The organism is Streptomyces racemochromogenes (assembly GCF_039535215.1).
Classification (GTDB): Bacteria; Actinomycetota; Actinomycetes; order Streptomycetales; family Streptomycetaceae; genus Streptomyces; species Streptomyces racemochromogenes.
The window spans coordinates 3,367,087-3,379,486 of the sequence record NZ_BAAAWT010000001.1; the positions used below are offsets into that span (position 1 = coordinate 3,367,087).

Below are 12,400 nucleotides of genomic sequence, written 5' to 3' on the forward strand. Positions count from 1 at the left end.
CGGAGTGGCGGGCGGGGCGAGCGGCGGCGCGGGCAGGGTTCACATTTGACATCGCGTCAGGAACACTGGCGCGATGCGAACGGGACCCCGCGCCGCCCTCGCCCTCGTCGTCTGCTGCACCGCCCTGGCCGGCCTCGCCGGCTGCGGGCAGGACCGGGACGGATACGTCGTCGTGGGAGCCGCCGCCCCGGGCCCCGAGCGGAGCGCGGGAGAGAACGTGCCGCCCCGGGGCCAGGTGGAGTTCCAGCCGCTGGCATCCGGCGGACCGGCCTCCTCCGCCGACGCCCCCGGTCCTACGCCGACCGGCGCGCCCGGGTCCCGGCCGGGCGACGGCTCCGGCGAGGGCGGAGGGACGGCCACCGCCCCGGTCGGCTCCGCACCCGCCCCCGGCACCCCGCCGGACCCGGGCACCCCGGCCACCCCCGGCGGCACCGGGGGCGCGGGCACGGGCGCCACCACCCCGGGCGCGCCCGGCACCCCGGCCCCGCCCGCCCCGCCGACCTCGCCCGGCGCTCCGGGCACCCCCGCCCCGCCCGCCCCCAGGCCGGGCACGACGCCCCCCGCCCCGCCGGCCACCCCGGCCCGGCTCACGCTCGGCGCCCCGGTCCGCGCGGCGGCGTCCTCCCGCTGGTGCGAACGCGTCACGGTGACCTTCACCAACACCGGCACCACGGCGGCCCGCTCCGGCACGGTCGGCTTCGCGACGCACGTCATCGGCGCCCTGGGCGTCGACTGGGCCACGGTCACCACGACCCAGCCCCTGCCCGCCCCCATCGCCGGCGGCAGCTCGAAGACGCAGACGTACACGGTCTGCGTGGAGGCCTGGCGGGTCCCGCTGGGCATGCACGTGGAGACCCGGAACGTCAGCGCCGCCTGGAACTGAGACCCCCGGCCCCGTCCGTCCCGGTTTTCCGATTCCTTTACCGCCGCACCCCCCGAATTCATTTGCCTGTAGCAACCATGCGCTTCTATGGTTGCCCTAAGCAACAAGATGGGGGCGGTTCCCGGTGACCACGCAGACGGCCCAGCACACCCGCTACGAGGAGCTGGCCCGCCAGCTCACCGGAATCGGAGCGGTCAAACGCGACCTGGCCCGGATGCTGCCCCCGCACTGCCCGCCCGGCTCCGCCGCCGTCCTCACCGTCCTCGACCGGCACGGCGAGATGCGGCTCAGCCGGCTCACCGAATTCATGGCCGTCGACATCTCGGTCAGCAGCCGGCACGTCGCCCACGTGGCGCAGCACGGCTGGATCGAGCGGGAGACCGACCCCGGCGACGGCCGCTGCCGGATCCTGCGCCTCACCGAAGCCGGGCGCGCCACGCTCGCCGAGCTCGGCGCCCGCTACACCGACGCGCTGGAGAAGGCCCTGGCCGACTGGTCGGCCGAGGACATCGACGTACTGAACACCCTGCTGGCCCGACTCCGATCGAGCTTCTAGGCAAAGGAAACACATGGCTACGACCACACCCGGCGGTCTGCGGGGAGGCGGCCGGTCGGAGACCACGTCCGACGGCGCGCCCATGACCCATCCGCAGATCATGAAGGCGCTGTCCGGGCTCATGCTCGGCATGTTCGTGGCGATCCTGTCCTCCACGATCGTCTCCAACGCCCTGCCCCAGATCATCAGCGACCTCGGCGGCACCCAGTCCTCCTACACCTGGGTCGTCACCGCCGCGCTGCTCTCGATGACGGCCGCGACCCCGCTGTGGGGCAAGCTGTCCGACCTCTTCAGCAAGAAGCTCCTCGTCCAGATATCCCTGGTGATCTACGTCCTCGGCTCCGTCGTCGCGGGCATGTCGCAGAACACCGGGATGCTCATCGCCTGCCGCGTGGTCCAGGGCATCGGCGTCGGCGGCCTCTCGGCCCTCGCCCAGATCGTGATGGCCGCGATGATCTCCCCGCGCGAGCGCGGGCGCTACAGCGGCTACCTGGGCGCCGTCTTCGCCGTCGCCACCGTCGGCGGTCCGCTGCTCGGCGGCGTCATCACCGACACCGACTGGCTGGGCTGGCGCTGGTGCTTCTACGTCGGCGTGCCGTTCGCGGTCATCGCTCTGATCGTGCTCCAGAAGACCCTGCGGCTCCCCGTGGTCCGCCGCGACGTCAAGGTCGACTGGCTCGGCGCCTTCCTCATCAGCGGGGCCGTCTCGCTCCTGCTGATCTGGGTCACCCAGGCCGGGGACTCCTACGACTGGATCTCCTGGACCACCCTGGCGATGACCGGCGGTGCCGTGGTGCTCGGCCTGCTCTTCCTCCTCGTCGAGTCCCGCGCGAGCGACCCGATCATCCCGCTGCGGCTGTTCCGCAACAAGACCATCAGCCTGGCGTCCGCCGCCTCGCTGTTCGTCGGCATCGCGATGTTCTCGGGCACGGTCTTCTTCAGCCAGTACTTCCAGCTGGCCCGGGGCGAGTCCCCCACCATGTCCGGCCTCCTCACCATCCCGATGATCGGCGGGCTCTTCGTCTCCTCCACGGTCTCCGGCCAGATCATCACCAAGACCGGCAAGTGGAAGGCCTGGCTGGTCTCCGGCGGCGTGCTGCTGACCGCCGGCCTCGGCCTGCTCGGCACCCTGCGGTACGACACCCCGTACTGGCACATCGCGATCTACATGGCGCTCACCGGGCTCGGCCTCGGCATGATGATGCAGAACCTGGTCCTCGCGACGCAGAACCAGGTGGCCCCAGAGGACCTCGGCGCCGCCAGCTCCGTCGTCACCTTCTTCCGCTCCCTCGGCGGTGCCATGGGCGTCTCGGCGCTGGGCGCGGTCATGGCCAACCGGGTCACCCACTACGTCCATGACGGCCTGGCCGCGCTCGGTCCGAAGGCCGCGGCCATGGGGCACGGCGGCACCGCCGGCGGCGGGATCCCCGACCTCGACAAGCTGCCCGCGCCGTTCCGGACCGTCATCGAGTCCGCGTACGGGCACGGCGTCGGCGACGTCTTCCTGTACGCCGCCCCGAGCGCGCTGCTCGCGCTGCTGCTGGTGCTGTTCATCAAGGAGGTCGCGCTGAAGTCGAAGCCGGCCCTGCACGAGCCGGCGGCGGAGGGCGGCACCGGGGCCGGGACCGGGGCCGCCGAGGCCGCCGCGTCCGCCGGGGCCGCCGCGCAGGCCAAGGCCTGACCGGAAGCCGCCCGCAGCGCGCCGTGAACGGCCCGGGCCCGGACCCCGCTAAGGGGTCCGGGCCCGGGCCTTCGCCGTGTGCGCGGCCTTGGCCTCGATGCCGGCGATCAGGACGTCGAGGGCCAGGGCGAACTCCGCCTCGGGCGCCCGCCGGACCGCACCGCCACAGCCGTTCAGGGCGCAGCCCCCGAGGAACTGGGAGACGGCCAGGTGCGCGCCCGTCCGGGCGGCGTCCACCAGGCCGGTGGACTCCAGCAGCCGGTGCAGGGCCGCGTCGAAGGCACGCGCGTGCGGGCCGATGTTCGGGTAGGCGACGCTGAGCGGGGCCACCCACGGGTGCTCCGCCAGCAGCTGCCGGTAGCCGCCGGCCAGGCTCCGCAGCCGGGCCGGCCAGCCCTCCCCGGGGGGCGGGCCGGCCGGCAGCCGCTGCTGGCCCAGGGCGCTGTCCAGGGCCAGCTCGAGCAGATCGTGCTTGGTGTCCACGTACCAGTACAGGGACATCGCGGTGACCCCCAGTTCGGCGGCCAGCCGGCGCATCGAGAACCGGCCGAGCCCCTCCGCGTCCAGCAGCCGCACGGTGGCGGCGGTGATCCGGTCCCGGTCCAGGCCCGAGGGCGCCTCACTGCGGCGTCTGCTGGGGGCGCCGGCCCGGGCGCCCAGCCACACACTGGTCCTGGCCTCGCCCGGATCAGCCTCGGTCGCCATGGAGGCACCCTCCTCACCACAAGGGGATCGGCCCGGAATGCCCGGTCCGCCCTCTTGATGCTAGGGGGTCGTCAGGTCGTAGAAGGTGGCTCCGCCGATGGTGGTGGCCTTGAAGTTCGCCTTCACCCAGCTGTCGATGGCGGAACCCGCCGCCCCGCCGGGACCTCCCGTGCCGCCGGGCCGGTTCGTGCCCGTACCCCCCTCGCCGAGGGCGTCGTCGACACCGCCCTGGGCGATGAACCAGTGGATCCTCCCCGCCTTCACGTACGCCTTGAACTGCTCCAGCGTGGGCGAGGGGTCGCTGCCGTTGAAGCCGCCGACCGGCATCACGGGCGCCCCGGAGGCCAGCTGGTAACTCGCCGCGTTCTGGGAGCCGATGGTGGCCGCCGCCCAGGTGTAGCGGCCGGCACCGCTGCTCAGCGCGGCCTTGGCCTGCGCACCGACCCGGGTACCGCCCAGCAGCCCGCCGGGACCGCCGCCCCCGAAGCCCACGCGCTCACGGCCGGCCTGGCCGCCGGGGACGCCCTGGCCGCCGGGGCCCCCGCCCGGGGCACCGCCTCCGTTCGGCCGGATCGCACCGCCGCCCATCGGGCCGCCCAGCGGCGCTCCCCCGGGGAACCCGCCCGGCGCGCCCTGGCCCGCGGGCCCGCCCGGGCCGCCCCGGAACTGCTCGGCGCCGGGGCCGAAGCGCATCCCGCCCGGACCGCCCCGGCCGCCGGCCACCGCCGGGCCGGCCGTCGGAATGGACCCGGTGTGGCCCGTGGCGACGGTGGTCAGGCAGTACGCGAGGGGGCCCGCCAGGGCCGCACCCAGTCCCAGCGCGGCCGTCGCGAGCAGCAACCGGCGCCCGAGGCGGGCCGCGAACGGCAGCAGGGCGGCGGCCAGCAGGCCCCCGGCCAGTACCGCCCAGCGCAGCCACGGCAGGTAGCCGGAGGAACGGCCGAGGAGTATGTACGACCAGACGGCGGTCAGCGCCAGCGTCCCGGACAGGGTGAGCGCGGCGGCCTTCCCGCCCCGCTCCTCCCAGAGCACCGCCGTGCCCATCCCGACCAGCGCGGCCACGCACGGGGCGAGCGCGACGGTGTAGTACTCGTGGAAGATGCCCTGCATGTAGCTGAAGACGAGCACGGTGATCAGCAGCGGGCCGCCCCAGGCGAGGAACGCCGCGCGGGCCATGCCTTCCAGGGAATCGGTGGCCCTGCGGGCCCGCCAGGTGACCACCAGCCCGGCCACCAGCAGCACCAGGGCCGCCGGCAGCAGCCAGGAGATCTGGCCGCCCACGTTCCCCGAGAACAGCCGGTCGATGCCGGTCTCCCCCCAGCCGCCGCCCCTGAGGCCCGGGCCGCCCTCGGGCATCCCGTAGCCCCCGGCCGCACCGGACACGGCGCGCCCGCCGCCGACGCTGCCCGTCTCGTCGCCGTTCAGCCGGCCGAGGCCGTTGTAGCCGAAGGTGAGTTCCAGGAAGGAGTTGTTCTGCGAGCCGCCGACGTACGGGCGGGAGGAGGCGGGCCACAGCTCCACCACGGCCACCCACCAGCCGCCGGACACCACCGCCGCCAGCCCGGCGAGCAGCAACTGCCCGAGCCTTCCGCACAGCCGGGTCGGCGCGCAGACCGCGTACAGCAGGGCCAGCGGCGGCAGGATGACGAAGGCCTGCAGGGTCTTCGTCAGGAAGCCCAGGCCGATCGCCGCGCCGGCCGCCACCAGCCACCCCGTGCGCGCCCCCTCCAGGGCCCGGAGCACGCAGTACACCGTGACGGTCAGCAGCAGCGTCAGCAGCGCGTCCGGGTTGTTGAAGCGGAACATCAGCGCCGCCACGGGCGTGAGCGCGAAGGCGGCACCGCTCAGCAGGGCGGCCCCGGCCCCGAACTGGCGCCGTACGGCCGCGTACAGCACGGCGGTGGTGCCGACGCCCATCAGGGCCTGGGGCACGAGGATCTGCCAGGAGCCGAGTCCGAACAGCCGGACGGACAGCGCCATCGGCCACAGGGCGGCCGGGGGCTTGTCCACGGTGATGGAGTTCCCGGCGTCGGAGGAGCCGAAGAAGAAGGCCTTCCAGCTCTCCGAACCGGCCTGTACGGCGGCGGAGTAGAAGGAGTTGGCGTAGCCGGAGGCTCCCAGGTTCCACAGCAGCAGCACGGCGGTGGCGAGCAGCAGCGCCGCGTACGCGGGCCGCTCCCAGCGCGGCCGCACGGCCCCGGCCCGGTGCGCGGCGGCCCCCGCGGACACGGCGGGCGGCCGCTCGGGGAAGGGGGAGTCGAGGGGGACGGGTGCGGTGGTCATCGGTGGTCGTCCTTCACGGGAGTGGCGCGCCGCTCGGGGAAGACCCAGGCGCGGAAGAGCAGGAACCGCAGCACGGTGGCGGCGAGGTTGGCGGTGATCAGGACGGCCAGTTCGGTGCTGTGGGCGGGGTTCGCGGCGGCCGTGTCGAGCGCGGCGAGCGAACCGCTGGTCAGGGCCAGTCCGATGGCGAACACCACGAGCCCCTGGGCCTGGTGGCGGACCGCCCGGTCGCGGCCCCGGACGCCGAAGGTGAGCCGCCGGTTGGCGGCGGTGTTGGCCACGGCGGACAGCAGCAGGGCGGCCGCGTTGGCGGTCTGCGGCCCGGCGCCGAGCCGGAAGAGGGAGTACAGGGCGAGGTAGCAGAGGGTGGACAGCACCCCGACCACGCAGAAGCCGAGGAGCTGGCGGGCGAGCCCGCGCGGTACCCCGGGCAGGGCCGTGCGGTCGCGCGGGTCGTCACCGAAGGGGCGGGCGAGCCGGTCGAGCGGGAGCGCTCCGACGGCCAGCGCCCGGCCCACCCGCCAGACGCCCCTCAGGTCCTCGGTGGCGGTCTTCACGATGTGGACGGTGGAGTCCGGGTCGTCCACCCAGTCCACCGGCACCTCGTGGATGCGCAGGCCGGCCCGCTCGGCCAGTACCAGCATCTCGGTGTCGAAGAACCAGCCGGTGTCCTCCACCAGCGGCAGCAGCCGCTCCGCCACCTCGCGCCGGATGGCCTTGAACCCGCACTGGGCGTCGCTGAACCGGGCGGCGAGCGAGGAGCGGAGCAGCAGGTTGTAGGCACGCGAGACGAACTCCCGCTTGGCTCCCCGTACGACGCGGGAGGAGCGGGCCAGCCGGGTGCCGATGGCCAGGTCGGAGTGGCCGGAGATGAGCGGGGCGACCAGCGGCAGCAGCGCGTTCAGGTCGGTGGAGAGGTCCACGTCCATGTAGGCGAGGACGGGGGCCTCCGAGCGCGACCATACGGTGCGCAGGGCCCGTCCGCGGCCCTTCTCCTCCAGCCGGAAGCTGCGTACTCCCTCGACCGAGGCGGCGAGCCCGGCCGCGACCTCGGGGGTGCGGTCGGTGCTGGCGTTGTCGGCGATGGTGATGCGGAAGGCGTAGGGGAAGGTGCGCGTGAGGTGGGCGTGGAGCCGGCGTACGCAGGGCCCGAGGTCCTTCTCCTCGTTGAAGACCGGGATCACCACGTCGAGTACGGGCTCGCCGGGCGCGGACGCGAGCGGCGCCCGGGCCGGGAGGGCGCCGGGAGAGGTGTCGGTTGGCATGTTCCGACCCTCGCCGGACGCCCTGTCACCTCGGTGTGGTGAGCCTGTGCGCCGTCTGTGAGTGCGTGCCGGGGTCGTGGGCGGCCAGCGGGAGCAGCACTTCGAAGCAGGTCCGGCCCGGCTCGCTGCGTACCCCGACCCGTCCGTCGTGCGCGCCGACCACGGCCTCGACGATGGCGAGGCCGAGCCCGGTCGATCCCGCCGAGCGGGACCGTGAGGCGTCGCCGCGGGCGAAGCGCTCGAAGACGTGGGGCAGCAGCTCGGGCGGGATCCCGGGGCCGTCGTCCTCGATCCGCAGCCGGACGGCGGATGTTTCACGTGAAACATGGGCGGTGACGGTGGTGCCGGGCGGGGTGTGGGTGCGGGCGTTGGCGAGGAGGTTCACCAGGACCTGCTGGATCCGTGCCGCGTCGGCGCGGACGGGTGCGGGCGCGTCGGGGAGGGAGAGGCGCCAGTGATGGCCCGGGCCCGCGGCACGGGCGTCGCTGACGGCGTCGACGACGAGCGGGGCCAGGTCGGTGTCCGCGAAGGACAGCGGGCGGCCCGCGTCCAGCCGGGCCAGCAGCAGCAGGTCCTCGACCAGCCCGGTCATCCGGGTGGCCTCGGACTCGATCCGGCCCAGGGCGTGCCGGGTGTCGGGGCCGGGCTCCTCCCGTCCGCGGCGGGTGAGTTCGGCGTAGCCGCGGATGGAGGCGAGCGGGGTGCGCAGCTCATGGGAGGCGTCGGCCACGAACTGCCGGACCTGCGTCTCGCTCTGCTGGCGTGCCGTCAGCGCGGAAGAGACGTGCCCCAGCATCCGGTTGAGGGCGGCACCGACCTGCCCCACCTCGGTGCGGGGGTCGGCTTCGGCGTCCGGGACCCGCTCGTGCAGGGCGGGTTCGCCACTGTGCAGGGGGAGTTCGGAGACCCGGGTGGCGGTGGCGGCGACCCGGCGCAGCGGACGCAGGGCGACCCCCACCAGGGCCTGTCCGGCGAGGGAGGCGGCGATCAGGCCGGCCAGGGTGACGCAGACCTCGACGGCGATCAGGGTGCGCACCGTGGAGTCGACGCCCTGGAGCGGGAAGGCGAGCACCAGGGTTCCGTCGGGGGCGGAGACGGCCCGGTAGGCGCCCAGGCCGGGCAGGTCGGTGTCCACGGGTCCGGTGCGGCCGGGACCGGCCTTTCGGGCGACCGCCGCGAGGGCGCCGCTCTGGGCTTCGGTGAGCAGCTCGCGGTGGTCGGGGCTCTGGCCGGACACGGGGACGATCCGGGCGCCGCCGATCACCGTGCGCGCCGCGTCGAGGCGGATCCCGGCGGCACCGATCGGGGAGCCGGGGGCGAAGACGAAGCCGAGGCCAGCGTCGCGGGCCGCCTTGGACGCGCCGGGGCCCCGGACGGCCATCTCGACGGAGGTCGTCAGCTGCTTGTCGAGCTCGCCGACCAGGCGGGAGCGCATGGCCAGGGTGGTGACGGTGCCGATGGCCGCGCCCACGACGGCGATCAGCGCCACCGCCGAGACGACCAGCCGCGTCCTCAGCGACCACGGGCGCCGGAGGGCCACTAGTCGGCGGGCTTGATCAGGTAGCCGGCGCCGCGCCGGGTGTGGATCATCGGGGGCAGACCGGTGCCGCCCTCCAGCTTCCGGCGCAGGTAGGAGATGTAGAGCTCCACCACGTTGGCCTGGCCGCCGAAGTCGTAGGACCACACCCGGTCCAGGATCTGCGCCTTGCTGAGCACCCGGCGCGGGTTGCGCATCAGGTAGCGCAGCAGCTCGAACTCGGTGGCGGTCAGGTGGACCTCCTGCCCGCCCCGGACCACCTCGTGGCTGTCCTCGTCGAGGCGCAGGTCGCCGACGGTCAGGACCGAGCCGCCGCGGGCGGCCTGCGCGGCTCCGGAGCGGCGCACGAGCCCGCGCAGCCGGGCGACGACCTCCTCCAGGCTGAACGGCTTGGTGACGTAGTCGTCACCGCCCGCCGTCAGGCCCGCGATGCGGTCTTCGACGGAGTCCTTGGCGGTCAGGAACAGCACCGGGACCTGCGGGATCTCCCGGCGCAGCCGTCCCAGGACGGCCAGCCCGTCCATGTCGGGGAGCATGATGTCGAGGACCACCACGTCCGGCCGGAACTCCCGCGCGGCCCGGACGGCGCCCGCCCCGTCACCCGCGGTGCGGACCTCGCAGCCCTCGTAGCGCAGGGCCATGGAGAGCAGCTCGGAGAGCGAGGCCTCGTCGTCGACGACGAGGACCCGGCAGGGTCCGCCGTCGGGCCGCAGCAGGGCCGTCGGGGTGCCGGTGGACGTGGACGCGTGGGAGGTGGTCGTCGCGGTCATGACCCCACGCTGGCGGCCGCCTCTGAGAGCGTTCTTGCCCCTTCCTGTGAATCTCCTGAGAAAGGGCGGTCCCCGCAAGGGTGCTCAGGGGAGGGGGAGGCCGAACAGGCGGGCGGCGTTGTCGTGGCATACCGCGCGCAGCCAGTCGTCGCCGAGGCCGAGCCGTTCCAGTGCCTCCAGCTGGTGCTCGTAGGGGTAGGGGATGTTCGGGAAGTCGGTGCCCAGCAGGATCCGGTCTCCGAGGTCGGCGAGCCGCCCCAGCTCCCCGGGCGGGAAGGGGCCGAGGCGCTCGGAGAAGTCGGTGAAGGCGATGGTCGTGTCGAGCCGCACCTCGGGGTACCGGGCGGCGAGGTCGAGGAAGTCCGTGTACTCGGGCATCCCCATGTGGGCGATGACCAGCGGCAGCCGGGGGTGGCGGGCGAGCAGCCGGGCGACCGGGCCGGGGCCGGTGTGCTTGCCCGGCGCGGGCCCCGAACCGCAGTGGACGACGGTCGGGATCCCCGCCTCGGCCAGCAGGCCCCAGACGGGGTCGAGCCGCTCGTCGTTCGGGTCGTAGCCGCCGACCTGGAGGTGCGCCTTGAAGACCCGGGCCCCGTCTGCCACGGCCTGCGCGGTGTACGCCGCCACGTCTCCCTCGGGGAAGAAGGTCGCGGTGTGCAGGCAGTCGGGGGTGCGGGCGGCGAAGTCCGCGGCCCATGCGTTGAGCCAGGCGGCCATGGCGGGCTTGTGCGGGTAGAGCATGGAGGTGAAGGCGCGGACCCCGAACTCCCGCAGCAGCGCCACCCGCCGCTCCTCCTCGAGCCGGTAGGTGATGGGCCAGGGGACGCCGGTCAGCGGACCGACCGCGTCGAAGTAGTCCCAGACCTTCGCGAGCACCCGCTCCGGCATGAAGTGGGTGTGGACGTCCACCAGTCCCGGCAGACCGAGCCGCTCGCGGAACGCGCGGACCGCTTCAGCTGTTGCGGGCAAAGCCGTGGCTCCGCTCGACGGTCGCGACGTGCAGGGTGTAGCTCTCGTACCAGTGGGCGCGGCCCTGCTTCATGGCGGCCTGGTGTTCCAGGTCCTCCCGCCAGACGCGCAGGGACTCGTGGTCTCGGAAGTACGCGACGGTGATCCCCAGGCCGCCGGGGGTGCGGGCGGATTCGTAGCCGAGGAACCCGGGGTTCTCCGTGACGATCTCGTTCATCCGGGCGTTGGTCTCCGGATAGCCGCTCTCGTCGGAGGTGCGGACATTGCTGAATACGGCCATCACATAAGGCGGTTCGAACGCCGGAACGGGCTGAATGCTCATGCCCCCACCCTCGGCGGAAGGCCCTTGGCATGTCCATCGGAATCGGCCCCGGGAGGCCAAAGGGATCCAAGTTTTGACCTTGACCGGCGTCAGAACAGTCCGCCCTGCTCGGCCTCGGGCGGCCCGGGCGCGACGACGGCCAGCGGTACGTCGGTGCGGGCCCCCTCGGGGGCGGCCGACAGCTCCCATCCGGCCAGCAGCCGGGTGTCCACCACGAGCCCGTCCGCGAAGTGCAGGTCGGGTCCGGCGGCCCCCGCCAGCCGCCCGGCGACCGTCCCGCCGGGCACCAGCTCCGTGACCAGCCGGGCCGGTTCGGGCAGCCCGGCCAGCCCGAACGCCCCGGCGTGGTCGATGACCTCGCACCCCACCCGCTCCAGCGACTCCGGCCACCCGGGCAGCGCGGCGGCTCGCGCGTGCAGCTCGGCGACCTCCCGGGCGCGCTCGGGCTCCGTCGGCAGCCGGGCCCGTACGGCACGCTTGCGGGCGTACGCGATCCGGTCGGGCACCCCCAGGGCGGCCCGCAGCAGCTCCTCGGTCCGGCGCGCCGCCATCAGCGGCCCTCGCCCCAGCCAGGCCCAGGTGACGGCCCCCTGCTCCAGCAGCCGGACCGGGCCGCGCTCCTCGGCGGTGATGCCGACCTTGACCATCCCGGGCCCGAACCACGCCAGGTAGACGCGGTAGGTCCGCGGGTCGGCCGCGTTGGTGTCCGCGGCCACCGAGAAGGACCGGTCCAGCCGGGCGCACTCGGCGCACTGCGCGTTTCCCGCCCGGCCCGGCACCGGCCGCGCCACCGGGCACGGGGTCCGCTTCCCGGCCCGCCACACGCCCAGGCAGTGGCGCTCGCCACGGGCGGTGAAGGCCAGCCGCTGCCCCGGGGTGAGCGGGCTGCCGCGCTCCCCGCGCCCGCACCACCCGATGGCGGGACCCTCCGCGCTCCACCGGATCCCGGTGCACCACCAGCCCGAGGCGGGGGCGGTCACAGCGGGAGCGGCCGCTCGAAGAAGGTCTCCAGGACCACGGTGGCCTGTGTCCCGCTGACCCCGTCGATGGCGTAGAGCCGCCGCAGGACGTCCTGGAGCTGCTCGGTGGTGGCCGTGCGCACCTTGACCAGCACCGAGGCGCTGCCGGCGATGATGTGCGCCTCCTGGATCTCGGGGATGGCGGCGAAGTCCTGCGCCGACTCGCCCATCCACGCGTTGGAGTCGACCATCACGTAGGCCAGCACCCCGCTTCCGACGGCGGCCGGGTCCACGTCGACGGTGGTCCGCCGGATGACCCCGCGCTCGCGCAGTTTGCGTACGCGCTCGTGGGTGGCCCCGGCCGAGAGCCCCACGGCCGCGCCGAGCGCCGCGTAGGACTGTCCCGCGTCCTGCTGGAGGCGCAGGACGAGCGCCCGGTCGATGTCGTCCACGCCGTCTTCCTCCCGTGG

The 12,400-nt window shown here is 74.3% G+C and carries 11 protein-coding genes and 1 pseudogene; 3 read left to right on the plus strand and 9 right to left on the minus strand.

The genetic code is table 11. The features are described from left to right. Positions 1-73: 73 nt before the first annotated feature. The 3 genes and pseudogenes from ABD973_RS15490 to ABD973_RS15500 form a co-directional block, all read left to right on the plus strand. The gene (locus tag ABD973_RS15490; protein ID WP_345500370.1) at positions 74-883 is read left to right on the plus strand and encodes a hypothetical protein; all 810 of its coding nucleotides are present in this window, start codon (positions 74-76) and stop codon (positions 881-883) included. Positions 884-1,007: 124 nt separating this feature from the next. Beyond that, positions 1,008-1,439: a MarR family winged helix-turn-helix transcriptional regulator gene (locus tag ABD973_RS15495; protein ID WP_345500372.1), complete on the plus strand. Its 432-nt coding sequence runs from the start codon at positions 1,008-1,010 to the stop codon at positions 1,437-1,439. A gap of 82 nt (positions 1,440-1,521) precedes the next feature. Beyond that, positions 1,522-3,111, plus strand: a pseudogene (locus tag ABD973_RS15500) (MDR family MFS transporter); the annotation flags it as partial. A 57-nt stretch (positions 3,112-3,168) separates the two neighbouring features. Here ABD973_RS15500 and ABD973_RS15505 read toward each other — a convergent pair. The 9 genes from ABD973_RS15505 to ABD973_RS15545 all read right to left on the minus strand — a co-directional run bounded on the left by ABD973_RS15505 (position 3,169) and on the right by ABD973_RS15545 (position 12,382). Next, positions 3,169-3,825 carry a TetR/AcrR family transcriptional regulator gene (locus tag ABD973_RS15505; RefSeq protein WP_125821794.1) on the minus strand — a complete coding sequence of 219 codons (657 nt, stop codon included), beginning with the start codon at positions 3,823-3,825 and terminating at the stop codon, positions 3,169-3,171. Positions 3,826-3,885: 60 nt separating this feature from the next. Then, positions 3,886-6,108 (minus strand): glycosyltransferase family 39 protein, encoded by a 2,223-nt coding sequence (locus ABD973_RS15510; protein ID WP_345500376.1) that lies wholly within the window; start codon positions 6,106-6,108, stop codon positions 3,886-3,888. After that, positions 6,105-7,373 (minus strand): bifunctional glycosyltransferase family 2/GtrA family protein, encoded by a 1,269-nt coding sequence (locus ABD973_RS15515; RefSeq protein ID WP_125821792.1) that lies wholly within the window; start codon positions 7,371-7,373, stop codon positions 6,105-6,107. The genes ABD973_RS15510 and ABD973_RS15515 overlap by 4 nt, the downstream gene beginning before the upstream one ends. A gap of 25 nt (positions 7,374-7,398) precedes the next feature. Beyond that, the gene (locus tag ABD973_RS15520; protein ID WP_125821791.1) at positions 7,399-8,913 is read right to left on the minus strand and encodes a sensor histidine kinase; all 1,515 of its coding nucleotides are present in this window, start codon (positions 8,911-8,913) and stop codon (positions 7,399-7,401) included. Beyond that, on the minus strand, positions 8,913-9,680 hold the full coding sequence (locus ABD973_RS15525) for a response regulator transcription factor (RefSeq protein WP_125595104.1): 768 nt from the start codon (positions 9,678-9,680) through the stop codon (positions 8,913-8,915). Before ABD973_RS15525 ends, ABD973_RS15520 begins: the two co-directional genes overlap by 1 nt. A gap of 84 nt (positions 9,681-9,764) precedes the next feature. Continuing rightward, the gene (locus tag ABD973_RS15530; protein ID WP_345500379.1) at positions 9,765-10,649 is read right to left on the minus strand and encodes an amidohydrolase family protein; all 885 of its coding nucleotides are present in this window, start codon (positions 10,647-10,649) and stop codon (positions 9,765-9,767) included. Then, positions 10,633-10,971, minus strand: coding sequence for an antibiotic biosynthesis monooxygenase family protein (locus ABD973_RS15535; RefSeq protein WP_345500381.1), 339 nt, complete (start codon positions 10,969-10,971; stop codon positions 10,633-10,635). Before ABD973_RS15535 ends, ABD973_RS15530 begins: the two co-directional genes overlap by 17 nt. An 89-nt stretch (positions 10,972-11,060) precedes the next feature. Beyond that, positions 11,061-11,951: a DUF2797 domain-containing protein gene (locus ABD973_RS15540; protein WP_345500383.1), complete on the minus strand. Its 891-nt coding sequence runs from the start codon at positions 11,949-11,951 to the stop codon at positions 11,061-11,063. Further along, positions 11,948-12,382, minus strand: coding sequence for an Lrp/AsnC family transcriptional regulator (locus ABD973_RS15545; protein WP_125595100.1), 435 nt, complete (start codon positions 12,380-12,382; stop codon positions 11,948-11,950). Before ABD973_RS15545 ends, ABD973_RS15540 begins: the two co-directional genes overlap by 4 nt. Positions 12,383-12,400 lie beyond the last annotated feature (18 nt).

Coding starts and splice junctions, on each gene's coding strand:
- ABD973_RS15490 (WP_345500370.1), top strand. CDS start 74: ATGCGAACGGGACCCCGCGCCGCCCTCGCCCTCGTCGTCTGCTGCACC.
- ABD973_RS15505 (WP_125821794.1), bottom strand. CDS start 3,825: ATGGCGACCGAGGCTGATCCGGGCGAGGCCAGGACCAGTGTGTGGCTG.
- ABD973_RS15510 (WP_345500376.1), bottom strand. CDS start 6,108: ATGACCACCGCACCCGTCCCCCTCGACTCCCCCTTCCCCGAGCGGCCG.
- ABD973_RS15515 (WP_125821792.1), bottom strand. CDS start 7,373: ATGCCAACCGACACCTCTCCCGGCGCCCTCCCGGCCCGGGCGCCGCTC.
- ABD973_RS15525 (WP_125595104.1), bottom strand. CDS start 9,680: ATGACCGCGACGACCACCTCCCACGCGTCCACGTCCACCGGCACCCCG.
- ABD973_RS15535 (WP_345500381.1), bottom strand. CDS start 10,971: ATGAGCATTCAGCCCGTTCCGGCGTTCGAACCGCCTTATGTGATGGCC.